The sequence below is a fragment of the Tenacibaculum discolor genome (assembly GCF_003664185.1).
GTDB classification, from domain to species: domain Bacteria; phylum Bacteroidota; class Bacteroidia; order Flavobacteriales; family Flavobacteriaceae; genus Polaribacter; species Polaribacter discolor.
In genome coordinates this window covers 246204-271794 of sequence record NZ_RCCS01000008.1, presented here as the reverse complement: position 1 = coordinate 271794, position 25591 = coordinate 246204, and the positions used below count along the sequence as shown (strand labels likewise).

At 30.6% G+C, this 25591-nt stretch carries 23 protein-coding genes; 7 read left to right on the top strand and 16 right to left on the bottom strand.

The genetic code is table 11. The annotated features are described in order from the left end of the window. Positions 1–33: 33 nt before the first annotated feature. The 3 genes from C8N27_RS11695 to C8N27_RS11685 form a co-directional block, all read right to left on the bottom strand. Positions 34–600 carry a YdeI/OmpD-associated family protein gene (locus tag C8N27_RS11695; RefSeq protein WP_121147512.1) on the bottom strand — a complete coding sequence of 189 codons (567 nt, stop codon included), beginning with the start codon at positions 598–600 and terminating at the stop codon, positions 34–36. 3 nt (positions 601–603) lie between these two features. After that, complete coding sequence (locus C8N27_RS11690) at positions 604–1932, bottom strand: M28 family peptidase (RefSeq protein WP_121147511.1); 1329 nt, start codon at positions 1930–1932, stop codon at positions 604–606. 104 nt (positions 1933–2036) lie between these two features. Further along, complete coding sequence (locus C8N27_RS11685) at positions 2037–2420, bottom strand: DUF6249 domain-containing protein (protein WP_028890977.1); 384 nt, start codon at positions 2418–2420, stop codon at positions 2037–2039. A gap of 143 nt (positions 2421–2563) precedes the next feature. Here C8N27_RS11685 and C8N27_RS11680 point away from each other — a divergent pair, with 143 nt between their 5' ends. Both C8N27_RS11680 and C8N27_RS11675 read left to right on the top strand, forming a co-directional pair. Continuing rightward, on the top strand, positions 2564–3142 hold the full coding sequence (locus C8N27_RS11680; protein ID WP_317125079.1) for an RNA polymerase sigma factor: 579 nt from the start codon (positions 2564–2566) through the stop codon (positions 3140–3142). Next, positions 3129–3539, top strand: coding sequence for a hypothetical protein (locus C8N27_RS11675; protein ID WP_121147509.1), 411 nt, complete (start codon positions 3129–3131; stop codon positions 3537–3539). The genes C8N27_RS11680 and C8N27_RS11675 overlap by 14 nt, the downstream gene beginning before the upstream one ends. A gap of 59 nt (positions 3540–3598) precedes the next feature. Here C8N27_RS11675 and C8N27_RS11670 read toward each other — a convergent pair whose 3' ends face one another. The 4 genes from C8N27_RS11670 to htpG form a co-directional block, all read right to left on the bottom strand. After that, entirely contained in the window at positions 3599–5413 is a 1815-nt protein-coding gene (locus C8N27_RS11670) for a DUF885 domain-containing protein (RefSeq protein WP_121147508.1), read from the bottom strand. Positions 5414–5478: 65 nt separating this feature from the next. Beyond that, positions 5479–6090 (bottom strand): SGNH/GDSL hydrolase family protein, encoded by a 612-nt coding sequence (locus C8N27_RS11665; protein ID WP_121147507.1) that lies wholly within the window; start codon positions 6088–6090, stop codon positions 5479–5481. A gap of 106 nt (positions 6091–6196) precedes the next feature. Then, entirely contained in the window at positions 6197–7930 is a 1734-nt protein-coding gene (locus C8N27_RS11660) for an ankyrin repeat domain-containing protein (protein ID WP_147431728.1), read from the bottom strand. 424 nt (positions 7931–8354) lie between these two features. Next, the gene (gene htpG, locus C8N27_RS11655) at positions 8355–10265 is read right to left on the bottom strand and encodes a molecular chaperone HtpG (RefSeq protein ID WP_121147505.1); all 1911 of its coding nucleotides are present in this window, start codon (positions 10263–10265) and stop codon (positions 8355–8357) included. Positions 10266–10429: 164 nt separating this feature from the next. On the opposite strand from htpG, the gene C8N27_RS11650 reads away from it, so the two are divergent. Beyond that, positions 10430–11440 carry a 3-oxoacyl-ACP synthase III family protein gene (locus tag C8N27_RS11650; RefSeq protein WP_099213744.1) on the top strand — a complete coding sequence of 337 codons (1011 nt, stop codon included), beginning with the start codon at positions 10430–10432 and terminating at the stop codon, positions 11438–11440. Positions 11441–11566: 126 nt separating this feature from the next. Here C8N27_RS11650 and C8N27_RS15950 read toward each other — a convergent pair whose 3' ends face one another. The 3 genes from C8N27_RS15950 to C8N27_RS11640 form a co-directional block, all read right to left on the bottom strand. Continuing rightward, positions 11567–11722 carry a hypothetical protein gene (locus tag C8N27_RS15950; RefSeq protein ID WP_167444753.1) on the bottom strand — a complete coding sequence of 52 codons (156 nt, stop codon included), beginning with the start codon at positions 11720–11722 and terminating at the stop codon, positions 11567–11569. A gap of 153 nt (positions 11723–11875) precedes the next feature. Next, positions 11876–14245, bottom strand: coding sequence for a TonB-dependent receptor domain-containing protein (locus C8N27_RS11645; RefSeq protein WP_121147504.1), 2370 nt, complete (start codon positions 14243–14245; stop codon positions 11876–11878). Positions 14246–14330: 85 nt separating this feature from the next. Then, on the bottom strand, positions 14331–16826 hold the full coding sequence (locus C8N27_RS11640; protein ID WP_121147503.1) for a TonB-dependent receptor: 2496 nt from the start codon (positions 16824–16826) through the stop codon (positions 14331–14333). A 96-nt stretch (positions 16827–16922) separates the two neighbouring features. Between C8N27_RS11640 and C8N27_RS11635 the strand changes: the two genes are divergently transcribed. Next, positions 16923–17285, top strand: coding sequence for a CoA-binding protein (locus tag C8N27_RS11635; RefSeq protein WP_099213741.1), 363 nt, complete (start codon positions 16923–16925; stop codon positions 17283–17285). Here C8N27_RS11635 and C8N27_RS11630 read toward each other — a convergent pair. From C8N27_RS11630 to pyrR, 5 genes are read right to left on the bottom strand one after another with little or no spacing between them, the layout of a single operon-like run. Next, positions 17282–18223 (bottom strand): ribonuclease Z, encoded by a 942-nt coding sequence (locus C8N27_RS11630; RefSeq protein WP_099213740.1) that lies wholly within the window; start codon positions 18221–18223, stop codon positions 17282–17284. The genes C8N27_RS11635 and C8N27_RS11630 overlap by 4 nt on opposite strands. Then, entirely contained in the window at positions 18224–18544 is a 321-nt protein-coding gene (locus C8N27_RS11625; protein WP_121147502.1) for a T9SS type A sorting domain-containing protein, read from the bottom strand. Between the two features lie 43 nt (positions 18545–18587). Then, positions 18588–18920: a hypothetical protein gene (locus C8N27_RS11620; protein WP_099213738.1), complete on the bottom strand. Its 333-nt coding sequence runs from the start codon at positions 18918–18920 to the stop codon at positions 18588–18590. Positions 18921–18922: 2 nt separating this feature from the next. Further along, on the bottom strand, positions 18923–19855 hold the full coding sequence (locus C8N27_RS11615) for an aspartate carbamoyltransferase catalytic subunit (RefSeq protein ID WP_099213737.1): 933 nt from the start codon (positions 19853–19855) through the stop codon (positions 18923–18925). 24 nt (positions 19856–19879) lie between these two features. Next, on the bottom strand, positions 19880–20434 hold the full coding sequence (gene pyrR / locus C8N27_RS11610) for a bifunctional pyr operon transcriptional regulator/uracil phosphoribosyltransferase PyrR (RefSeq protein ID WP_099213736.1): 555 nt from the start codon (positions 20432–20434) through the stop codon (positions 19880–19882). Between the two features lie 147 nt (positions 20435–20581). Here pyrR and C8N27_RS11605 point away from each other — a divergent pair, with 147 nt between their 5' ends. Next, positions 20582–22474 carry a SulP family inorganic anion transporter gene (locus tag C8N27_RS11605; protein WP_121147501.1) on the top strand — a complete coding sequence of 631 codons (1893 nt, stop codon included), beginning with the start codon at positions 20582–20584 and terminating at the stop codon, positions 22472–22474. A 56-nt stretch (positions 22475–22530) separates the two neighbouring features. On the opposite strand, the gene C8N27_RS11600 is transcribed toward C8N27_RS11605, so the two are convergent. Then, positions 22531–23472 carry a hydrogen peroxide-inducible genes activator gene (locus C8N27_RS11600; RefSeq protein ID WP_099213734.1) on the bottom strand — a complete coding sequence of 314 codons (942 nt, stop codon included), beginning with the start codon at positions 23470–23472 and terminating at the stop codon, positions 22531–22533. Positions 23473–23588: 116 nt separating this feature from the next. On the opposite strand from C8N27_RS11600, the gene C8N27_RS11595 reads away from it, so the two are divergent. Both C8N27_RS11595 and C8N27_RS11590 read left to right on the top strand, forming a co-directional pair. Next, on the top strand, positions 23589–24059 hold the full coding sequence (locus tag C8N27_RS11595) for a Dps family protein (protein ID WP_099213733.1): 471 nt from the start codon (positions 23589–23591) through the stop codon (positions 24057–24059). Positions 24060–24175: 116 nt separating this feature from the next. Continuing rightward, a complete protein-coding gene (locus C8N27_RS11590) occupies positions 24176–25585 on the top strand; it encodes a serine hydrolase domain-containing protein (protein ID WP_244174749.1) in 1410 nt (469 codons plus the stop codon). Positions 25586–25591 lie beyond the last annotated feature (6 nt).

Sequence of the window (25591 nt, the reverse complement as noted above, 5' to 3'; positions counted from 1 at the left end):
TAGTTGATTGATTGGAGTACAAAATACTAAAAATCATCTAGACTTTTGATTGATAATACATAAACGTATGATTTCATTAATTCGTTTTGTTCTTGTGGCTTCTTTTTTAGCCTGATGTATCCAGTACAAATAACTTTTACGATAAGATGGTGAAAAGTTTTGATAGTTGTTAAAAGCAGTTGGATTTTTATCAAACTCAATTTGTAGGTCTTCAGGAACAATTAATTTTTCTACAGGGTCTAAAGAATTCCAAGAACCATTTTTTTTAGCAATTTCAACAGAAGCAATTCCGGATGGATGCATTAATTCGGAAGCAGTTAGTTCCTTGATATATTTCTTGTTCAAAGCACTCCAAACACTTTTAGGTTTTCTAGGGCAGAAATATTGTCTCCTTTTTCCATCTCCTAAACTTTTTACAGTGCTATCAATCCAACCAAAGCATAAAGCTACTTTTACGGCTTCTTCCCATCGCATGCTAGGTATGTCAACATCAACTTTGTATAAAATTAGATGAACACCGTCACTTTCATTATGGTTGTCTAACAACCAAGTTCGCCATTCAATATGAGTTTTAAAATATAAATGAGGTTTATTATGCATTTATTAACGTATAATTTTTGAAGGGAATGAAACTATACTTTCATGTCCGTTTTTGCCAACAGCACTTACACCGAAGAAGTAATTATCTAAAACAATTCCGTCTAAAGTAAACTCAGTAGTATTTTCCACATATTTGAAATGATCCCAAGTAGGAGAAGTAGTGTCTCTCCAGTAGATTTTATATCCTTTAGCACCATCAACTTTATCCCATTGAAGTTTAGCAGAAGCTTCAACAATACCTCCAATTCCTACATTTTTAGGAGAAGGTGGTGCAGCAGCAATACTAGCTAAGTTAATAGCGTTTACAGCGGTTAATTTTTTAGCGTAATCGAAGTTTACAAACTTAAGTTTATCACCATATTCAATTCCGTTTTCTGTTCTAATATCTTGGTGTTGTTGTGTGTAATTCTCATGAGCTTCCATAATTCTAATACCAGCAAAACCAGCATCGTTAAAAGGTCTATGATGTCCACCACGACCAAATCTGTCTAAGCGATAAATCATTTTCGGATTCATTTCTGGCATATACGTTTTGGTAGTTTTGTATATATAGCGAGCTAGCTGACGTGAAATACCATCGACCTCACCACCATAAAAACGACGTGCTTTTCGTTGGCGTTCTGCTTCTGTTGGAGGCACAGGTTCAGAAAAGATTCTAAACGTACGATTATCAATTACGCCGTCAACACCTTTAATATTTCCTATCATGTCATTATTCATTACACCAATAATATTCCAGTTTTTTTCTTTTGCATATATAGCTAATCCTTTTCCACCAAATAGGCCTTGTTCTTCACCAGACAATCCAACATAAATAATACTGTTTTCAAAGTTATAGTTACTTAAAACACGAGCAGCTTCAATTGTTCCTGCCATACCAGAAGCATTGTCATTAGCTCCAGGCGCATCATCAGTAAAATTATTAGGATCGGAAATTCTTGAGTCAATATCACCACTCATTACAATGTAATTGTTAGGATATTTTGTTCCTTTTTGAATAGCAACAACATTAACGACCCAAACATCTTTGGTGATTCTGCTATTGGTTCCTTTTTTTACAAAGTCTTTTTGGTAAAATACCTCTAAACAGTTGTTGCAATCAGAAGATATTTTATCAAATTCAGATTTAATCCAACGACGTGCCGCTCCAATTCCACGAGTATTTGAAATTGTATCACTTAGTGTATGGCGTGTTCCGAAATTTGTTAGAGTAGTAATATCAGTTTTAATTCTATCTGCTGAAACAGCATTAATAATATCGTATATTTTAGTGTCGGTTTGCGCTGATATTGTTGTAGAAATTAGTAAGAATAGTACTGTGAATTTTCTCATGTTAAGGAATTTAGCTTACTAAATTACAAAACAAAAAAGAGAATAAAATTAGCTTTATTCTCTTTTAACATATTTATTAAAGTAGTTTATTATTTAAACAAACTTTATTCGTTGTCTAATTTTTTAGTTTGATTAAAACCGATTAATAAGGCCCCACCTGCACAAAGAAAAATAGATGAGATAAAGAAAACTTCTGAGTCAATAGCATTTGATGGTCTATCTGCCCAAGAGCCACTATATCCAAATAAAGAACTTAAAATAGCACCTAATAAAACACCAACACCTATTCCCATAGCTAATAAAGCTAAGTTTAAGATAATTACCCTACCTGTTAATGTAGAACGCTTTTTTTCGCCTTGCATAAAAATTTTGGCATCTACACCTTTTTCAATTAAAGCTAAACGTTCCTTATTTCTTGTTGAATAGAATAAATAAAAGATTCCGAATATTACTGCAAACAAGAACATAAATACAATTGCTACTTCCATATTTTTGAGTTTAAAATGATTATTTTTAATGTGTTTACAAGTATGACAGCTACATTTAAAAAAAGGTTACAGAATATTTTTAATTTTTTTAATGAATAGTTGTAACCTTTTTTAACTAAGTACAGTCATAGTATAAAACGACTATTATTAACGATCAAACTTATATAGATAAGATCCTTAGAGGAGATGCTAATGCTTATGCTTTTTTAGTTGGAAAGTATAAAGTAATGGTGTTTTCGTTGGCGTTAAAAATGGTAAAGAGTAGAGAAGAGGCTGAAGAAATATCACAAGATACTTTTATAAAAGCTTATAAGAATTTGAGCAAGTTTAAAGGAGAGTCTAAGTTTTCTACTTGGTTGTATAAAATAACATACAGAACTTGCTTAGATAGCTTAAAGAAGAATAAAGAAAGGTATAATACTGATATAATTGATGAGGTAACTATCAATAGAATTAAATCTGCTGATAGTATTTTAGAAGGGATTGAACGAAAAGAACGAGCACAAGTGATTAATAACTGTTTGTTAAGTTTACCTGAAGAAGAACGTACAATTTTGTGGATGTTTTATTTTGAAGAATTAAGTTTGAAGGAAATAGTAGAAGTAACCGATTTTTCTGAAGCGAATGTTAAAGTGAAATTACATAGAGCTAGAAAGAGTTTACTGAGTATAGTAGAGAAAAAAGTAGAACCTGAATTGATAAAACATTATGGGAGAAAATAAAGATATTAAAGAGTTGGATACTTTTACAAAAAAGTATATCAACGAAATAGAAGCAGAGACACCATCTATTGATTTTACAACAAATATTATGAATGCGATTTTAAAAGAAGAGCAACCTTCTATTTATAAAGCAGCACCATTAATATCTAAAAGAGTATGGTTTGTATTAGCGGGTATATTAGCTGTTAGTATTTTGTTTGTATCGAAAGGAGCTTCATCAAGTTGGCTTCAAATACCCGAGATAAAAATGGATTATTTATCGAATATTCAATTGCCAAATTTATTTGAAAATATCACAGTATCAAATTTAATGCTAAGTGCTTGCTTCTTTTTTACCGTAATGGTATTTGTACAAATCTATTATTTGAAAAACCATTTTACTAGAAAATTTAACTGATAAAAAAATCCGCTTTGAGTTATCAAAGCGGATTTTTATTTTTTATTAAAGTAGTGAGATTACTTTTGAGAAGCAATCCACTTGTCAATTTTGTTTTCTAATAGCGCTAAAGGAATACATCCTGTCTCTAAAACCTGATTATGGAATTCTTTAATATCGAATTTATCGCCTAATTCCTTTTTGGCTTTTGCACGTAATTCACGGATTTTCAATTGCCCTATTTTATAAGATAACGCTTGTCCAGGATTCGCCATATAACGCTCAATTTCAGAGATAATACTAGCTTCACCTTCAGCTTCGTTATCTAATGAATATTGAATTGCTTTTTCACGACTCCAACCTTTAGCATGGATTCCTGTATCAACTACCAAACGAATAGCTCGGTGCATTTCCATACCTAACATTCCGAAGTATTGATATGGGTCTGTGTATAAACCTAATTCTTTACCTAAATTCTCAGTATATAACGCCCAACCTTCACCATAAGCGCTGTACCATAACGTTTTTCTAAAATCGGGTAAATCTTCATTTTCTTGTGTTAATGAAATTTGATAGTGATGACCAGGGATAGCTTCGTGTAAAAACAACGCTTCATCAGAAAATACATTGTATTTAGTTGCATCAGGAATAGGGGTGTAGAAAACTCCAGGACGAGTCCCATCTAATGAACCAGGGTTGTATTCAGCACTTGCAGAAGCTTCTCTGAATTTTTCAGTTTGTTTTACCACAAAAGGAGTTTTTGGTTTGTTACCAAATAACTTTTCTAATTGTGGCTTCATTTTTTCGTGAATCGCATTAAAATTATCAATGATTTGTTGTGGCTCAGTATATGGCATTAATTCCTTGTTGTTACGAACAAAATCAAAGAATTCTTTTAAACTTCCTTCAAAACCTACTTGTGCTTTTACTTTTTCCATTTCTGCCAAAATTCTAGTAACTTCTTTCAACCCTAATTCATGAATTTCATCAGCATTCATATTGGTAGTGGTATAATTTTTAATAGCATGTTGGTAGTATGCTTTTCCATTAGGAATATCAGAAATACCACTACTTTCTCTACCAGCAGCTAAATAGTCTGAGTTTAAAAACTCATACATGGCTTTGAATGACGGAATTAATTTATCATTCAACATGTTGCTATATGCTTCTGTCAACCTTGTTTTATCAGCATCAGAAAAATCAGCTGGTAAAGTGTTTATTGGAGAATAAAATAAATGCTCTGAAAAATCTGTAATTCCTTCAGGAGAAGTTTTTACAATTGTTAAGCTTTCAAACTGTGGAATTACTTTTTTAATCAATGATTTAGGTAACACATACCCTTCATTCATTCCTTGCTGCATACGTTCTTTAGCCGATTGTAACCAAGTATTGTATTTGTCTAATCTGCTTAACCAATTGTCGTAATCTTCAACTGTTTTAAAAGGTTGTGCGCTACTACCACTTGCTAATTGTCCCATGGTAAGGTTAATTGTCCACATTTGGTTGATTGGCATTAGTAAATCATTTTTATAGCTAGCTTGTGCCAATGCCATATCACAATCCCAATCAAGAACAGCTTTGCTCATTTGTTGACTTTCGTTTAAGTCAGCGTCTTTAAAGTTGTTAAGTTTTTCTTTATAATTTTTGAAAAACTCATTACTTTTTGCTTGATATTTATCAGACAACGTATTAGGAAATTGGTCGTTAAAACGATTATCACCTGCAAAAGTCGCACTTACAGGATTTAATTGTAGTTTACCTTCGTTGTAATCTTTTAATAACTGATTGAATTCAGTATTTTCTGGAGTAGGAATGCTTACTGCTTCCTTTTTTTCTTGCTTACAAGAAACTAGGAAAGTAGCTGTAGCTACTACAGTTAAGAGGATTTTCTTCATGGTTATATTTTTGAATGTGAACAAATATACCAAAAAGAAAAAGAGAAAAAGAGAGGGTTAGATTGTTAATCGTGATTAGGTAAAATAGATTCTTTAATTATATTGGATATTTTTTCATGTCCCTCAGCGTTAGGGTGAACACCATCGTAGGTGAGTAAATTCTCTTTAGTAATATCAAATTTGCTATGTACATCAATAAGATTAATGTTTTGTTTTTGTGCTATTAATAACAATGCATCGTTGTATCTTAAAATGTCTTTTAAAGACCTCTTTTTAGTATTATTATCATCTTCTATGACTGGAAGTATATTGATTAAATATACCGTAGCATTGTGTTTTAAGGCATGGTCAATACACAAGTTGAGATTATCACGAAACTTTTCTATCGAAACAGCGTTTTTACCATTTAAAGAAGCTATATCATTGGCACCATAAGCTAGAGTAACAATATTATTTCCGTCTTTTAAAAGCCTTGTATCGAATTCATTTACAAATCGTTTAATTAGACCTTCTGTTGTCTCTCTACCAATTCCCATGTTAAAAACACAAATTTCATCTTTTCTGTTTTTTAGAAAAAGTTCCATGCAGTAAGCTTTCAAACGATCTGTCCAACCACCTTTTTCATTATCATTTTCACCTCTGGTAATACTATCTCCAAAGCAAATAATATGTGTCATAGTTTTAAATTGATATTAGTTTTTTATTAAAACGAAGCTAATGTTTTTTTGTAGATACTTGAAAAGTAAAAAACCTCTTTGCATCAACAAAGAGGATTTGAATAATTTATTTAAAGAGTTTTTTTATTTCTGAATCATTTGTTAAATCTATAGCTAGTTTTTTTGTATCATCTTTAATAGTAGTGTCTGCACCAACAGAAAGTAAATATTTTACGATTTCTTTTTGGTTTGTAATACAAGCAAAATGAAGAGCTGTTCTTCCATTTTTACTAGTTTTATCTAGATTTACTCCAGCTTTATGAAGGTATTTCACTACTTCTATTTTTGTTGAAAATATAGCAGAGTGGAGTATAGTCATCTTAAAATATTCTTCAACTGAGTGTACATCAGCTCCGGCATTAACTAATTGTATTAAAATCTGTAAATTTCCTTTGTATGCAGCAGTATGTATAAGAGGTTGACCTTCAGGAGTTGATGTGTCTACATTGGCTTTAGCAGTTATAAGTTGTTCTGCAATTTTTAATCTCGAATTATTTATAGCAAGATATAAAGGAGTTTCTCCATCATTACTAACAGCTTCTATATTAGCATTGTTGTTAATTAAATAACTAGCTACTTTATCATGGCCTTTTCTTATTGCTAAATGTAAGGGCGTTTGTTTGTCTAACTTTGGTATATTTATATCGGCGCCAGATTTAATCAAGTATTTTACAATTTCTAAATAACCTTTTTCTGCTGCTTTAGAAATAGGAGTTTCACCAAACATATTTTGTTTGTTTATATCTGCTGATTGTTTAGTTAAAAACTGAACGATCTCTAAGTGATTATTTTGAGTTGCTAAAAATAAAGCTGTGTTGTCCATCAAATTAATTGTTCTTATGGGGGCTTTATGTAAAACCAAGAGTTTTACAATATCTAAATAACCATTTTCTGCAGCGATCATTAATGCTGTATCTTTATTTGACTTATATTTTAATAAAACGTCTGCACCTTTTTCAAGTAATAATTTTACAATTTCTTTTTGGTTTTGAGAAACGGTTCTGTATAGAACAGATTCACCTAATCTATCTAATAAATTGAGATCTGCTCCAGCCTCAATCAATATTTTTATAATTTCTGAATTATTGTTATACACAGCCATATAAAGGGGAGATAAACCAAGTTTTCCAGTTAAATTTACTGAAGCACCTTTTGAAAGTAATAATTTAACTATAGATTTATAATTTTGTCTAGCTGCCATAGAAAGTGGCGAAATTTTAGCAACTAAGTTAATATCTGCTCCAGCATTAATTAATAGTTCAACTATATTTAATTGATTGGATTCAACGGCCAATAAAAGAGGAGTATAGTTGTTTTTATCAATATGATTAACCTCTGCACCTTTTGAAAGTATTAAATCAACAAGTTCAATATAACCTTTATCAATGGCTAAGGATAATGGTTTTAAAAAACTTTCTTTAGGTTCATTTACGTTTGATCCTTTTAAAATAAGTATCTTAGCAAGCTCTTTATGTTTATTTTTTATAGCATTTGTTAATGGAGTGAAATTATTTTTATTCACTTTGTTTATTAAAGCTCCAGATTTAATTAGGTATTCAGCAATTTCTAAATGACCTTTATATGATGCCCAATGCAAAGAAGTATTTTGTAAATCGTCTTCATAATTTACGTTAGCCCCGTTTTTAATTATCTTTTTAATTACGCTGATGTCAGCATTGTTCTTTTTTATTTCTTTTATAAGCTTAACATCTATAGAGTCATTTGATATACAGCTAATGGTAAATAAAAATTGAGATAAAAATAGAAGTAGAGATATAGTTGATTTTCGATATACTAGCATTTGGTTTTTTTCTTTTTTGTTAAAAACAATTTTATAATTAGTGTTATTTTTAAGGTGTTTAATATCCAAGGAAATTACTATAAAAAAGTATATATAAGTAATAAGTATGGTGGTTTTCTTTTTTTTGAGTTTGTTGAAGATACCTTTCTAGTTAGATAGTAAACTATAATTGATTTTATTAATTGGTATTAGTAATTAATTCAGTTTAAAACGAAACTTCCGTTTTTTTATTTTACTGTAAAACAAAAGTCTTTGCTTATGATTAAGGGATTTTAAATGTTAATTACCTGTAATTTTTATAGCATTTAAATGGTGTAGTAAAATGATTTATTAGTTGTAGGATAAACATTGTGGTGACAACTATAAAAAAAGAACCCTCCTTTTTTTAGAAAGAGGGTTCTAATTTATCTATGACGATTCGTCATTATTTAATTAATTCGTAAGAACGTTTGATAAAGTTGGTTAACTCTTCACCATGTAGTAGGTTTTGAGATAGTTTAGCTAAATCAAAAGCTTGTGATACTAATTGTTTTTGCTTGTCTTCATCTGCAGTTAAAATTTCTGATACTAATTCATGATTAGTGTTTACTACCAAGTTGTACATTTCTGGCATGTTACCCATTCCCATCATTCCACCACCAGTAGCACTCATTTCTTTCATACGACGCATAAATTCTGGTACGGTAATTAAGAAAGGAGAAGCACTAGAGTCCATAGCTTCTAATTGTACTGTGTAGCTAGAGTTGTTTACAGCGCCTTCAATAACTGGTTTTAATTTCTCTTTTTCTTCGTCAGAAAATTTAGAAATTACAGTGTCATCTTTCTTAATTAAATTATCAACATGGTCAGCATCTACACGTTTAAACTGTACTTTGGCATCACCAGATTCAGTTTCTAACTTCTGCATTAAATGCGGAACAATAGGAGAATCTAATAATAATACTTCATACCCTTTAGCTTTTGCTTCTTCAATATAACTGTGTTGAGCATCTTTGTGTGCAGCATATAAAACAACGTGATTTCCGTCTTTATCAGTTTGAGTATCTTTAGTTTTCTCAACTAATTCATCAAACGTAAAGAATTTACCATCAACAGTTGGATATAAGGCAAACTTCTTTGCTTTATCAAAGAATTTTTCTTCTGATAACATTCCGTATTCAATAATAACCTTGATATCGTTCCACTTTTGCTCAAAGTCTTCACGGTTGTTTTTGAATAAAGAAGAAAGTTTATCAGCTACTTTTTTGGTGATATATCCAGAAATCTTTTTAACAGCTCCGTCAGCTTGTAAATAAGAACGAGAAACATTTAAAGGAATATCTGGTGAGTCAATTACACCTTTTAACATTTGTAAGAAATCAGGAACAATTCCTTCTACATTATCTGTTACAAATACTTGGTTTTGGTATAATTGAATCTTGTCTTTTTGCATATCCAAGTTCTGTGTCAACTTAGGGAAGTATAAAATTCCTGTTAAGTTGAATGGATAATCTACATTTAAGTGAATGTGGAATAAAGACTCTTCAAATTGCATTGGATATAACTCACGGTAGAAGTTTTTATAATCTTCATCTTCTAAATCTGCTGGTTTTTTAGTCCATGCTGGCTCAGTATTGTTGATGATGTTATCAACTTCAATTTGTTTGTGAGGTTCCGTTACTTCTTTACCATCTTCGTCTTTTGTAGTTTGAGGAGTGAAGTCAGGATCGTTTATTTTCTTGGTTCCAAACTTAATTGGTACTTGGTTAAAACGATTGTACTTAGTTAGTAATCCACGAATTTTACCTTCTTCTAAAAACTCTGTAGAATCTTCAGCAATGTGTAATACGATTTCTGTACCTCTGTCAGCTTTGTCATGTTCAACTAAAGTATATTCAGGAGAACCATCACAAACCCAGTGAGCAGCAGGCTCATCTTTGAATGATTTGGTAAAGATTTCAACTTTATCAGCAACCATAAATGCAGAGTAGAAACCTAACCCGAAATGACCAATAACGCCTGTCTCGTTTTTATCATCTTTATACTTTTCTAAGAACTCTTCAGCTCCAGAAAAGGCAATTTGATTAATATATTTTTCAACCTCATCCATTGTCATACCAATACCTTGGTCTTTTATAGTTAAGGTTTTTGCTTCTTTATCAATACTAATTTCAATTTTAGCATCACCTAATTCAGTTTTTGCTTCACCAATTGAAATAAGGTGTTTTAATTTAGTAGTAGCATCTGTTCCGTTTGAAATTAACTCACGTAAGAAGATTTCGTGATCAGAATACAAGAATTTTTTAATCAGTGGAAATATATTTTCTACCGATACATTAATGTTTCCTTTACTCATAAGTATATATTTTTAATTGATATTATTTTCTGTTGAATGAATAGTCAAAAAAAATACCAAATAAAAAATAGTGACAAGATGACACTTTTTGTACGAATTATATAAAATTCATACTTTTACAGGCTTTTAATTTGTTAACAACAAAATAATCAACATAAAAAAATATGTATAACTCAAAAATTACAGGATTAGGTTATTATGTTCCTGAGAACGTAGTGACTAACGATGACTTGACTCAGTTCATGGAGACGAGTGATGAATGGATTCAAGAAAGAACTGGTATTAAAGAACGTCGTTGGATTGATCCAAAAACATCTGATGACTCTACATCAGTTATGGGTGCTAAAGCAGCTAAAATAGCTATAGAGCGTGCTGGTTTAACAAAAGATGATATAGATTTTATTGTTTTTGCTACGTTGAGTCCTGAATTATATTTCCCTGGAGGAGGAGTACAAATTCAAGACTTGTTAGATATGCCTACTATTGGAGCATTAGATGTTCGTAATCAATGTTCTGGGTTTATTTATGCAATGTCTGTTGCTGATCAGTTTATTAAGACTGGAATGTATAAGAATATCTTGGTAATTGGATCTGAAAATCATTCTGGAGGTTTAGAAAAATCTACTAGAGGTAGGGGAGTGACTGTAATTTTTGGTGATGGTGCTGGAGCAGCAGTTTTATCTCGTAGTGAAGAAGAGGGGAAAGGAATTTTATCGTCTCATTTGCATTCGGAAGGAAAGCATGCTAAAGAATTGGCATTAATAGGACCATCAACAGGAAGATGGGTTGATACTATTATTGAAGAAAACGACCCTGATGATACTTCATATTATCCATATATGAATGGACAATTTGTATTTAAACATGCAGTAGTTCGTTTTTCAGAAGCTATTATGGAAGGTTTAGAAGCTAACGGTTTGCAAAAAGAAGACATTGATATGTTAATTCCTCATCAAGCAAACTTACGTATTGCACAATTTATTCAGAAGAAATTCCAGTTGTCTGATGATAAAGTATATAATAATATTATGAAGTATGGTAATACTACTGCTGCTTCAGTTATCATAGCATTGACAGAAGCTTGGGAAAAAGGAAAAATAAATGAAGGTGATTTAGTAGTGTTGGCTGCTTTTGGTAGTGGATTTACTTGGGGATCAGTAGTGATTCGTTGGTAATTTTACTTACTGTATATAAAATAAAAAACCCGAAGTTTTTATGACTTCGGGTTTAGGTATTTTTATTAAAAATAGTTTTTTGATTTTATAAGAGCTATTTTTTGGTATTTAATTAATGATTAATCCTTATTGAATTCTATCAAAATCATTGTCATCTTTGCATTCACAAACAACAAGTCTTGGTTTTTTGCAACAAATATCATCGGTGTATGCTCCTCTAACCTGTTTTTTTTCATTAATACTTAGTTGTCTCCCTAAAGTTGTTACTTTTTTTTTCATCATTTTTTAATTTTATTTAATTACCAAAATAGTAATTTTGTTTACTAAAACCAAATGTTATGTTAATAATAGAATATTTATGAGGTAGATTCAATATTTGTTAGAGGTACCAATGCTAAGTGTTTTAGGTATATAATTAATGTTTTAGATGTTTTATTAAAACATACCTCCTTGAGATTCATTATCGTCTCTGTACTTTCTACTTTTACTCTTATTTTTTCCACTTCCAAAATTATAAGAAAAACCTAGGTAAACTGAGTTGTATTCTAAGATGTATTTTCCTTTTTGCATAAATGGATTATTTGATGTGTAATCAAAGTTTGCATTATTAAAAATATCAGAACCTCTCAAGGTAATACTTCCTTTACCGTTTAATATCTTTAATCTAGCTGCAGCATTAATCATTGTATATGGTTGTACTTTGTATTGAATATTTTCACTTTTACCTCTAAAAATACCTGATAATTGGAAACTCAGTTTTTTTGAAGCTTTAAAAGAGTTACTTATACGTCCTTTTACTAAGGTATTTTTTACCGTTTCAAAGTTACCGTTTAAAACACCTTGAGAGTCTTGAATGTAAGTTTCGAAAGAAGGATTTAACGTCCACCATTTGGTTGGTTTAAGACTAGCAGAAAGTTCAATACCATAACTATCGGCATAATCGTAATTGGTAAATGAAGTAATGATTCTGTCTGGAGTTTGTTCATCTTGTTGTAATAATCGACCAATTTTATCATTTGTTCTTCGATAAAATGTTCCGAACGATATATAGCCCTTTGTAATTGTTTTGGTATAATTAAGCTCTAGAGAGTTTGTGAATTGAGGCTGTAAATTAAGGTTTCCTCTTGATATAGTTAGAGGCGAAAACCATTCTTGAATAGGAGTTACTTGGTAAGCTGAAGGTCTGTCAATTCTTCTACTATAAGCAAATTGTAACTTATCTTTTTCAGTAAAGCTGTATAGAACTGATGCTGAAGGATACCAATTAAAAATATTATTTTTTAAAATGGTGTTTCCTTGTTCAGTATTCGAAAAAAGAGCATCTAAATTAAATTGTTCTAATCTTATACCTGCTTGAATTGAAATTTTTTTGAACTCCTTGTTAAAATTTAGATATCCTGAATAAATATTTTTGTCATAATTTAGAGTTGTATTTCCTACGGGTTGTAGTGTAGCTGAACTATTTATTGCTTCTCTATCTGTGAGTATTTGATTGTAAAAATCTTGTTTTCTGAATTCAACTCCAAATTCTAGTTTTCCAGATTTTATAGGTTTTACATAATCAATATTTAATAACCAGAGTTTTCGTGTGTCTTTTATATTGTTTGTATAATTATATTCTTTTGAATTTGGATTAACTAATTCTTTGTTAATGGTTTTCTCAGGGTTTTTTGTGATAGAGTGATTGAATTCAACTTCTAAACTTTGACCATTATCATCAAAATTATAAAGATAATCAATGTTATAAGTTTTGTCCTTTTGGTCATAATCAGAAAAACTTTTGTTATTAAAAACTAGTGAGTTGTTTTCATGGACAAGAGTATTGGTAGCTAAACTATTATTATCAAAATTTAGAGAAGTATACATAGATAATATACTTTTAGGAGTAACATCTATGTCTACACCAAATTTAATATTATGGTTGTTTGAATTGTTAAGAAAGTCAAAATCTTGAGTTAAGTTAATGTCGTTTCTTTTTAAATCGTTAAAGGTTTCATAATCTCCCCAACTTGTATTATAGTTTAGGTAAAAATTAGTTATACCTGTTTTATAGTTTGTATTTAAGGAAAGTTCGGGTCTTAGATTTCTACTTTGAGTTGCTCCGGCTGATAAACTTCCGTTAAAACCAATTTTTGTATTCTTTTTAAGAATTAAATTGATGATACCACTCATGCCTTCAGGTGTATGCTTTGCTGAAGGGTTAGTGATTATTTCAACACTTTTTACTGAGTTAGAAGGTATTTGTTTTAATAACTGAGATGTATTTATGTTGGAAGGTTTCCCATTCACTAAAACTTTAACATTTTCATTTCCTCGCAAACTTATGGTTCCAGAGAGTTGATTAATATCTATAGAAGGAATGTTTTCAAGCATTTCTAATGAAGTAGCTCCAGCAGCAGTTAAGTCATTACCTACATTAATAACTTTTCTATCAATTTTTTGAATAATAGTTGAAGTTTCTCCTTGTATTTCAACTTCATCTAATTGAGTAGTATTTTCTTCAAGAAAAATTGTTCCTATTTCACTATGCTCTTTTAAGTCAATTTTCTTTTCAAAAGTTTTGTACCCAATAAATTGAAAAGTTAAGAGCAAACTCTCTTTAGGAAGTTTTTCAATTTTAAAGTTACCTTTTTCATCAGAAATGCTACCTGTTAATATTTGGTTAGAAGTATTTTTACAAGTAATTGTGACAAAAGGTAATGGTTGATTATTTTTTTTATCTAAAACGATTCCAGTAAGCCGTAAATTTTGTGCTTGACAAAAATAAGTGCCTAGAAAAAAAATTAATATTAGCAATCTTTTCATATATTGAAGGGAATGAAATTGCGCTAAAATAAAAAAACGAAGTTAAATACTTCGTTTTTTTCAAATAATTAATTAAAAACTTATTTTATAGGAAACCTCCGCCTCCTTGTTTTTCATTATTATCACGTTGTTTACGAGAGCGGGCTTTGTTTTTTCCTCCACCAAACCTATAGTTAAATCCAATATAAGCTGTTCTGCTTTCCCATTTAAAACGTCCATTTTGAACAAAAGGTCTTTCAGAGTTAAATTTAAATCTCATAGTATTGAAAATATCATTTACTCTAAAATTAATGTTTCCTTTACCTTTAAGAATACTATAGTTAGCACCAAGGTTAACCATTTTCATAGGTTCAACATCCCATTGAATATCTTTTCTAGGACCTCTATACATTGCAAATAACTGTAAGCGTAACTTCTTATTAACTGTAAAACTATTGCTTATACGAGCGTTAAATACTTCGTTTTTAACTTCTAATCTTGGAGCATTAGGATTGTTTAAATCTGTAGTTCCAAACTGTTTTTGAGAGTAGAAATCTATACTAGCATTTGCTCTCCACCATTTTGCTACTTTATAGTTTGCAGAGAACTCTAAACCATAAGCATCTGTATCATCAAAATTCTTAAAAGATAATAATTGCTTAGTATTACTTGCATCATCAGGGTCTATAGAAGTAACTCTGTTAATTGCATCTCCAATGTTTCTATAAAAACTACCAAAAGTAACTGATCCTCCTTTAATTTTTCTTGTGTAGTTAAATTCTAATGAATTCGTAAACTGAGGAACTAAGTTAGGGTTACCAACAGAAGTAATTAACGGTGTACTCCACTCTCTAATAGGGTTTACTTGTTGAATACTTGGTCTATCTACTCTTTTACTATAGCTTAATTGAAATTGATCTTTGTCGTTTGCATTGAAAGTTAAGAAACTCGATGGGTAAACAGTAAAGATTTCATCTGTTACATTTTGAGTTGCTTCACCAATTCTATTAAATTTACCTTCAATTTCATATTGTTCTAAACGAGCACCTAATTGCATTGTTAATTTTCCAAACTTATGACTATAGTTTGCATAACCTGAGTATATATTTCTATCATATGAAAAACTTGAATTTGGAATTTTTTCAGTTTGATCTACACGAGGACCATGAATATCATAAACAATTTCATTGTTTGTATCTCTTTCGTAAGAAAGAATTCTGTGTTGATCGGTTAAGTTTGTATTGTCAGTTGTGTTAACTCTATATTCAAAACCTAATTCTAGTTTTCCGTTTTTAGAAACAGGATTAGTATAGTCAAAATTAAGAAGCGTATTTTTTCTATCATTATTTATGTCGTTAAAATAATTTAATAACTTATATCTATTATCAGAAGCACTTAATGCTATATCTTGGTTTGTTAAGAAGTTAGGCGAGTCATTTTTAGAAAAGTTGGCTTCAAATTCAATATTGTGTCCTTCTTTGTCAAAGTCATGTTTATAGTTTACGTTATAAGCTTGGTTGTGACTTTCTGAAGCTTGCATGTTTGGAGCATTACTACTAATACTTCCATTGTTGTTAGTAACGATAGCCTTACCAGAAGCATCGCTGTCAAACCAGTTTTGTGTTGTGTAAAAAGATAAAGTGTTTTTATCATCTAAATAAATGTCCGCTCCTAATTTTAATAAGTGAGATTGATTATCATTAGTAAAAACAAAATCTTGATAATTAGTTCCAGGTCTACTAACATAACCAAAGTTATATCTTTCTCCACCATTATATCCGTAGTTTCCAAAGAAGTTAACTTTTCCTGTTTTATAGTTCATATTTGTTGAAGCGTTGTAACGAACATAATGTCCAGCTTCAACCCCCGTGTTTATAGAACCATTAAAACCCATGTTGGCATTTTTATTAAGAATTATATTGATAATACCACTCATTCCTTCAGGATTATATTTAGCAGAAGGGTTGGTAATTAACTCAACACTTTTAATTGATGTAGAAGGGATTTGTTTTAATAATTCAGAATCAGGAATGTTTGTAGGTTTTCCGTCAACTAATACACGTACGTTCTCATTACCACGTAAGCTAATGTTTCCAGATTGGCTATCAACACTTACAGATTGTACATTGTTTAGCAACTCAGAAGCAGTAGCGCCTGCTGAGGTTAAATCTTTACCAACGTTTATTACTTTTCTATCTACTTTTTGAGTAACAGAAGATGTTTCTGCACGAATTTCTACTTCATCTAGAGTAGTACTGTCTTCTTCAAGAGAGATAACTCCTAAATTAACTTTACTTGATTTACGACTTACAGTAACTGGCTTTGAAAAAGTTTTATAGCCTATAAACTGGACTTCTACAATACTATTTCCTTCAGGAATATTTTTTATAGAAAATAATCCGTTGTCATCAGTAATTCCACCAGTAATAATTTTTTTGGCAGCATCTTTGATTATTATATTAACATAGGGAAGAGGTTGCTTGGTTGCTTGGTCGACTACTTTACCAGTAATAACTCCTGGTTTAGGTAGGCTACTTTTAGGCATTTGTGCGTAAATACTTGTAGTAAATACAGCTAAAAGTATTAGTAATATGTTTTTCATTTTTGTTGTTTTTGAATTGTTTTGGTGCTTAATAGACTCTTAATTGTCTAACTTTGTTACTCAGTTTAAGAGAGTTTAACGTATTATTAACAGAAAATGAAAAAACGTACTTTGGTGCTAGGAGCCTCTTTAAAGCCTTCTAGATACTCTAATATTGCTATTAAAAAGTTAAGAGATAATGATATAGAAACTGTAGCAATTGGGTTACAAAAAGGAAATGTTGGAGATGTAGTCATTGAAACAGAAAATATTTTTTTAAAAAATATTGATACTGTAACATTATACTTAAATCCAGAGCGTCAGAAATTGTATTATGAGTATATAATTAATCTACAACCTCGCAGAGTAATTTTTAATCCTGGAACTGAAAATATTGAGTTTATAGAGTTGTTAAAAGAAAATGAGATTGAGAGCGAAATAGCTTGTACTTTAGTACTCCTATCAACAAAGCAGTATTAATTTAGAACTTCAACAGGAAAAGAATTAGTACTATATCTTTTTCCTGCCTCTGCTAATTCAGTGTTTTTGAAAACTGTTTGAGCTTCAATTTTAAAATCATTAATGTTTTTATATCTGCTAGAATAATGTCCAATAATTAACTTATTTACGTTTGCTTGATTAGCAATAGAAGCAGCTTGTTCAGCAGTAGAGTGTTTTGTTTTATCGCACAAATCTTCTCTATCTTTTAAAAATGTAGCTTCATGATATAATAAGTCTACCTCTTTAATTATAGGAATAATATCTGGCTTATAGGCAGTATCACTACAAAAGGCAAAACTTAAAGGTTTAGGAGGATCAATAGTTAATTCTTTATTAGGAACCACTTCTCCCGTAGAGAGTGTAAAGTCTTTACCAGCTTTAATATTATGAAAATCACAAGTCTCTATTTCATTGTATTGCTGAATATTTTCAATATGTAATTTTCTAAGTTTTGGTTTTTCGGTAAATAAAAAACCATTAGTATACACTCTATGATTTAAAGGGATAGTTCTAACAGAAACCTTATCATCTTCAAAAATGAGTTCACTTTCTTTAGATTCTAATTCGTGAAAAATAATAGGATATTTAGTCCACGATTTAGAAACCTTTAATTGAAGTGTAGTAACTTCTTTAATACCTTTTGGTCCGTAAATATGTAGTTCTTTCTCTCTGTTTAGAATGCCAAAAGTGGCAATAAGTCCAACCAAACCAAAAAAGTGATCACCATGTAAATGAGAAATGAAAATATGGTTGATTTTTGAAAAACCAACTTTATACTTTCTCATTTGACGTTGTGTACCCTCACCGCAATCAATTAAAAAATGACGATTGTTAATTTCTAAGTATTGAGAGGTTGGGTAGGCATTAGCTCTTGGTGTAGCAGAATGACAACCTAAAACAGTTAAGTGTAAACTCATTTATTTAATTACAAAGCGTTTTGAAATTATCTCTTTATTACTTTGTATTGCATAAATGTACATTCCAGACTTTAAGTCGTTACGTTGAAACGGAAAAGAGTTACGTCCCTTAACCACTTTAAGCTCTTTATTGTAAACAGTTTTACCTAATACATTTCTAACAGTTAATATAACTGTTTGATCGTGTTTTGCATTAAAATAAATAGTAGTATTGTTCGTAAAAGGGTTAGGGGATGCTACTAACTTCTCAATTGATTTTTCTTGAGAAAAACCAACGGAAATAGCTAAGAAAAAAGTTATAAATAGTATTTTTTTTACCATAAATTATCATTTAGGGGATGGATAATTATTTAAAAATATAAGGTTAAAAACCTAAATCACGTTGAATGTTTTCCATTTCTATAACATCTTCTGCCTCTACTAATGTAGGAACAATGTTAAAGGTATCAGGAAAATCATCAATAGTAACATCTTTAGACACAACTACAAAAGATGTGCCATTGTTCTGATGTTGTTCCGCGTATCTCAAAAATAGCAAAATATTTTTGTTAGGGGCATTAAATTCTTCTGAAATTACAATAATCAGGTTTTTTCCTGTAAGGTTTACATATTCATTATCAAAGTTTTCTAAGAAACTAGAAAATGTTTTCTCATCAGAAGTAATTAAAGTGTAATCAGTTTTATCTACTATGTTCATGACTATCTTTTTATTTGTTGTGCTAACAAATAAATAACTGCCATACGAACAGCAACTCCATTTTCTACTTGATTTAGAATAATTGATTGATCACTGTCGGCAACATCACTTGTTAGTTCTACACCTCTATTAATAGGTCCAGGGTGCATAATGACAATTTTTTTACCAAGATTGTCTAATATTTCTTTGTTAATACCAAAAAGTTGTGTGTATTCTCTAGTTGATGGGAAATATTTAATATCCATACGTTCATGTTGTACACGTAATACATTAGCAACATCACACCACTCTAAAGCTTTTTTAAGGTTTGTTTCTACTTCAACGCCTAAACTAGAAATGTATCTAGGAATTAAAGTACTTGGTCCACAAACTTTTACCTTAGCGCCTTGTAGTTGTAAAGCGAATATGTTTGATAAAGCTACACGCGAATGTAAGACATCACCAACAATTACAATTTTCTTTCCTTTTAAGTCGCTGTTTAAAGCTTCTCTCATAGAAAAACTATCTAATAATGCTTGTGTAGGATGTTCGTGTGTACCATCACCAGCATTAATAATTTTAGCATCCACATGGTTCGATAAGAAAATTCCTGCTCCTACATTTGAATGACGCATTACAACAATATCAACTTTCATTGATAAAATGTTGTTTACAGTATCAATTAAAGTTTCTCCTTTTTTTACTGAAGATTGTCCTGCAGAAAAATTAATAACATCTGCAGATAAACGCTTTTCAGCTAATTCAAAAGAAAGTTTTGTACGTGTGCTATTTTCAAAAAATAAATTAGCTATTGTAATATCACGTAATGAAGGAACCTTTTTTATAGGTCGGTTAATGACTTCTTTAAAATGAGCAGCAGTTTCAAAAATAAGCTCAAGGTCATTTTTGTTAAGGTATTTGATTCCTAATAAATGTTCAACACTTAACTGCTTCATTTTAGTTTGTTTTTTTAATCATAACTAATCAAGCTTTGAGGGCTTGGGTTCAAGGTAAATTGTATCTTCTTTATGAGTTTCTTGCCAGTTAACAACTACTTTTTCTTCATTGATGGCATCTACTTGTCTTCCTCTGTAATTAGGTTGAATTGGTAAATGACGGCTAAAACGACGATCAATTAATACTAATAACTCAATATTATCAGGTCTTCCGTACGATTGTAGTGCTGTTAAAGCACTTCTAACGCTTCTTCCTGAAAATAATACATCATCAATAATAACCACCTGTTTTCCTTCAATTAAAAAGTCAATTTGTGTGGAAGTGGCTTCTAATGGTTCTTCTCTTCTGCGAAAATCATCACGATAAAAAGTAATATCTAACAAACCTAATTTTAAGTCTTTAATATGATATTCCTCTCTTAATAACTTAGCCAATCGATTTGCTAAATAAGAACCTCTAGGTTGTAATCCTATTAAAACGGTGTTAGAAAAATCGTTGTGATTCTCGATTAACTGGCACGCTAATCGATGCAGAATGATTTCAATTTCTTTCGAAGTAAGTAGTGTTTTTCTGCTCATTTGTTGCTACCAAATTGGTTTGATAGTTCAACGTTCAAAATTAAGGCAAAAATTTACGCTGACAAAATTAAACTTAATGAAACGTAAAACTAGGTCTATAAAATTATCTTTACATTTGCGCACTTTTACAAAAGACTCTTAGAAATTATGATGAAATACATTAAAAGTAAGAAGATTAACATAAAAGACGATTCTTTAGCAGGTATTACAGTATCGTTAGCGATGATACCAGAAGTGGTAGCTTTTGCTTTTGTGGCTCAAATTAGTCCTATTGTAGCACTGTTTGGAGCTTTCGTTGTGGGAATTGTTTCAGCAATTTTTGGAGGAAGACCAGGTTTAATTTCAGGAGCAGCAGGAGCTGTGGCTGTAATTTTTGTAAACATGATACAAGAAGGACACGCAAAAGGATTGTTGTTTGATACACCTGTAGAAAACATGGGATACTTCTATTTACTAGCAGCTGTAGTTTTAATGGGAATAATTCAAGTGTTAGCAGGAGTATTTAAACTTGGGAAATTAGTTAGACTAATTCCACATCCAGTAATGATGGGATTTGTAAACGGTTTAGCTGTAGTTATTTTTATTGCACAACTAGGAATGTTTAAAGAAAATAAGAAAGATATTTTCGGGCAAAACATGCGTAAAACCGAATCGAAAGAACTGGTTTATAAAATAGCAGATAATGAAGTACAAGACCTAGTATCAAATGCTGCATTATTTTCAATCAAAGGAAATTCAGTAATTAACAATCAAACAAATCAAGAAGTTTTTGTAAAATCAGATACACAAGTTTTTGATGCTAAAACAAAAAAGGTTGTTTTTAATATAGAAAATGACGGATTCTATTCAGTAAAAGATAGTGGAGTAGTAAAATCTACTTTACAAGGAACAAAACTATATACTATGATTGGGTTAGTATTGTTAACAATGCTAATTATATGGTTGCTTCCTAAATTAACAACAAAAGTACCAGCAGCGTTAACAGCTATTTTAATTGTTACGTTTGTATCTATTTTTGGAGGATTAGAGTCTATAAATGTTGGAGATTTTATTAGAGATGGTGGAGGAGCAGGTTTAAATGGTTTTGATGAAATTTCTAAAAAAATGAATTTAGCAGAACTTTGGAGCAATTTACCATTCAATTTAGATACTTTAAAGTTTATAGCACCGTATGCCTTTTTAGCTGCTTCAGTTGGATTGATTGAAACATTAATGACGATGAATTTAGTGGATGAGTTAACAGATTCAAGAGGTGATGGTAATAAAGAGTGTGTAGCACAAGGAGCAGGAAATATGTTAAGTGGTTTGTTTGGAGGAACTGGTGGTTGTGGTATGATTGGTCAAACAGTAATTAACATTAACGCAGGTGGTAGAGGACGTTTATCAGGAGTTATGATGGCGGTTACTTTATTAATTTTTATCCTTTTTGCAGATAAATATATTGAACAAGTACCTATTGCAGCTTTAGTAGGAGTAATGTTTATGATGGTAATTGACACATTTGCATGGTCGAGCTTTAGAATTATGAACAAGATACCAAAATCAGATGCGATTGTGCTAATTATAGTATCAGCGGTAACCGTGATTTTTGATTTAGCAATTGCTGTATTTGTTGGAGTAATTATTTCAGCATTAGTTTTTGCTTGGGAAAATGCTAAAAAAATTAGAGCGAGAAAACGTTTTAAACAAGATGGAACTAAGGTTTACGAAATTTGGGGTCCTTTATTCTTCGGAAGTATTACTGCTTTTAACGAAAAGTTTGATATTAAGAATGACCCAGATAATGTGGAGATTGACTTTGTAGAATCACGTATTTCTGATCACTCAGCTATTGAAGCTATTTTTATATTAGTAGAAAAATATCAAAAGGCAGGGAAAAAGGTAACCTTAAAACATTTAAGTGAAGATTGTAAGGTATTACTTTATAAAGCAAGCCCGATTTTTGCAGATGTTATTGAAGAGGCGGTAGATGACCCTCGTTATCATTTAGCAGCAAATCCAGAAGATTTTCCAAAGCCATTATCAGAATATAGTTTTTAAATCGCTGAACGATAAAAAATAAAAAATCCCGCTATTAGCGGGATTTTTTATTACTCTTATTTTTTCTGAAGTGGACTTATAATTTCTACATCACTAAAAGCAATAGCACCTCTAATAACACTATCAATTGTAGTTTTTAAAGCTTCTATCAATTGCATTTTTAATTGAGATTTATGATAAATCAAACTAACCTCACGTGCAGGAGAAGGAGTTTCAAACTCTCTTAAATGAGTTTTGTCTCGTTCATTTAAGTCCAAAGTATTTAAGTAAGGAAGTAATGTCATTCCTAAACCGTCTTTAGATAACTTTATCAATGTATCAAAACTTCCACTTTCTAATTGAAAGTGATGTGTTGAACTTCTTTTATTTGTTCTGCAAAGATTAATTACACTGTCTTTAAAACAATGTCCGTCTTCTAACAATAAAATATCATCAACCTCTAAATCATCAACTTTTAATTTCTTTTGTTTAAACAAACGATGTTCGCTAGGAACCAAGCCAACAAAAGGTTCATAATATAGAACACGCTCTTTTATAGCTTCATTTTCTAATGGAGTAGCAGCAATAGCAGCGTCGATATAGCCATCCATTAATTTTCTAACGATTTCCTCTGTAGTTAACTCTTCAATAACTAATTGAACTTTTGGATAGTTCTTGCTAAAAGTTTTTAAAAACATAGGAAGCAACGTAGGCATAATTGTAGGAATAATACCTAGTCTGAACTCACCACCAACATAACCTTTTTGTTGGTGTACAATATCTATAATACGATTACTCTCATCAACAATAACTTTGGCTTGCTCTACAATACGCTTACCAACTTCAGTTAATTCAATGGGTTTTTTAGAGCGATTAAAAATCTTAGCATCTAATTCTTCTTCTAATTTCTGAATTTGCATACTCAACGTTGGTTGTGTAACAAAGCAATGTTCTGCCGCTATGGTGAAATTTTTATATTCAGCAACAGCTAGTGTATATTTTAATTGTGTTATAGTCATTTCAATAATAATTTTTGATAAAGATATTAAAACAATCGATTACCTTTATAGTAAAACTGTTAAAACTTGCCCTAAATTTGTAGTAGAAAAAGTAAAAAACTTAAAATCAAAACAATATGTCAACCACAATTTTAGGATTAGATAAACAAAAAACCGAAAACTTAGTAAATGAGTTAAATACATTACTAGCAAATTTTCAAGTGTATTACCAAAATGCAAGAGGGTTACACTGGAATATTAAAGGGAAAAACTTCTTTGAGTTGCATATGAAGTTTGAAGAATTTTATACAGATGCACAAGAAAAAGTAGACTTAATTGCAGAACGTATTTTAACATTACAAGGAACGCCATTACATACTTTTGAAGATTACACTAGTGTATCAAGAGTACCAGTAGGAAAAAATATTTCAAATGATGTTGAAGCGGTAAAGTTAATTATTGACTCACTATCAGAATTATTAAAAATAGAACGTACAATTCTTGATTTGTCTGATAAAGCTGAAGATGAGGGTACAAACTCAATGATGAGTGACTTTATAGCAGAACAAGAAAAAACATTGTGGATGATGAATGCTTGGTTAGGCTAAGAAATAGTTATCTATGTTTTGGGGATGAAAGAGCAACGTATTTACGTTGCTTTTTTTGTTTTTAGTAAAAAATGATGTAACCTATTTTCGCTTATGTCGTCCTAAGTGTAATAATCATGAAAACAAATCAAATGAAAAACCGAATTCAACTAAAACAAATATTACTCTTCTCTTTTTGCTTTTTATTAACAAATTTAGTGTCTGCTCAAAATTTGACATCAAAGGTTGATGAAATTTTACAAACACAATTCAAAAGTAATGAAACCGGAGCAGTAGCTTTGGTTGCTAAAAAAGGAAATGTTATTTATAGAAAAGCTTTTGGAAAAGCTAATTTAGAGCTTGATGAGGATATGGTACCAGAAAATGTTTTTGAAGTAGGTTCAATAACAAAACAATTTACATCAGTTTCAATATTAATGCTTTTAGAAGAAGGTAAGCTAAGTTTAGAAGATGATATAACTAAGTTTATACCTGATTATCCAACGAATGGAAAACAAATTACTGTTCATCACTTATTAACACATACATCGGGAATTAAAAGTTATACATCAATGCAAAAGTTTGGAAAGGTGACAACTAAAGATGTAGAACCTTTAAAATTTATTGATTTTTTTAAGAATGAGCCAATGGATTTTGAACCAGGAGAAAAGTATAAATACAATAATTCTGGATATTTTATTTTAGGATATATTGTTGAAAAAGTAAGTGGAATGAGTTATCCGAAATTTGTTGAAGAACAAATTTTTAAGAAGCTAAATATGAATTCTTCTTATTACGGAAGCCATACAAAATTAATTAAAAACAGAGCAGCAGGTTATCGAAAGAGAAATGGAGAATATTCAAATGCTCAATATATAAGTATGACATTACCTTATGCAGCAGGTTCAATCATGTCTAATGTAGATGATATGTTAAAGTGGCAAACAGCCATTCGTAATAATATATTAGTAAAAAAAGAAACAATTGATAAAGCGTTTACCAATTACACACTGAATAATGGTAAGAAAATAAACTATGGATATGGTTGGAGTTTTAACGAAATAAACGGAGTACCAACTTTGGAACACGGTGGCTCAATTCCTGGATATAAATCTATGGGAGTATATGTACCTAGTGAAGATGTGTATGTAATTGTATTTTCTAATTGTGGTTGTAAATCACCAACAGCTTTGACTATAAAAATAGCAGCTTTGGCTATTAATAAACCTTTTTCTTCAGGTAATAATGCCGTTTCTTTATCAAAAGAAGAGTTGCAAAAATGGGTAGGTGCTTATAAATTTGAAGATGGAGGAATTCGTTTAATTATGATGGAAAATAACCAACTGTATAGTCAAAGAAAAGGGAGTTCAAGTAAATTTAAGATTTATCCAACTTCACCAAATGAGTTTTCTTTTGAAGACGGATTTTACACGTATAAGTTTTCAGAAAAAAAAGGAAAGAAAATAGCAATCTTTCAAAACAGAATAAAAAAAGAAAAAGGTATGTCTACAGCTATAACCAAAGCTAAAGGTAATGAAAGGAGCTAAAAAGCG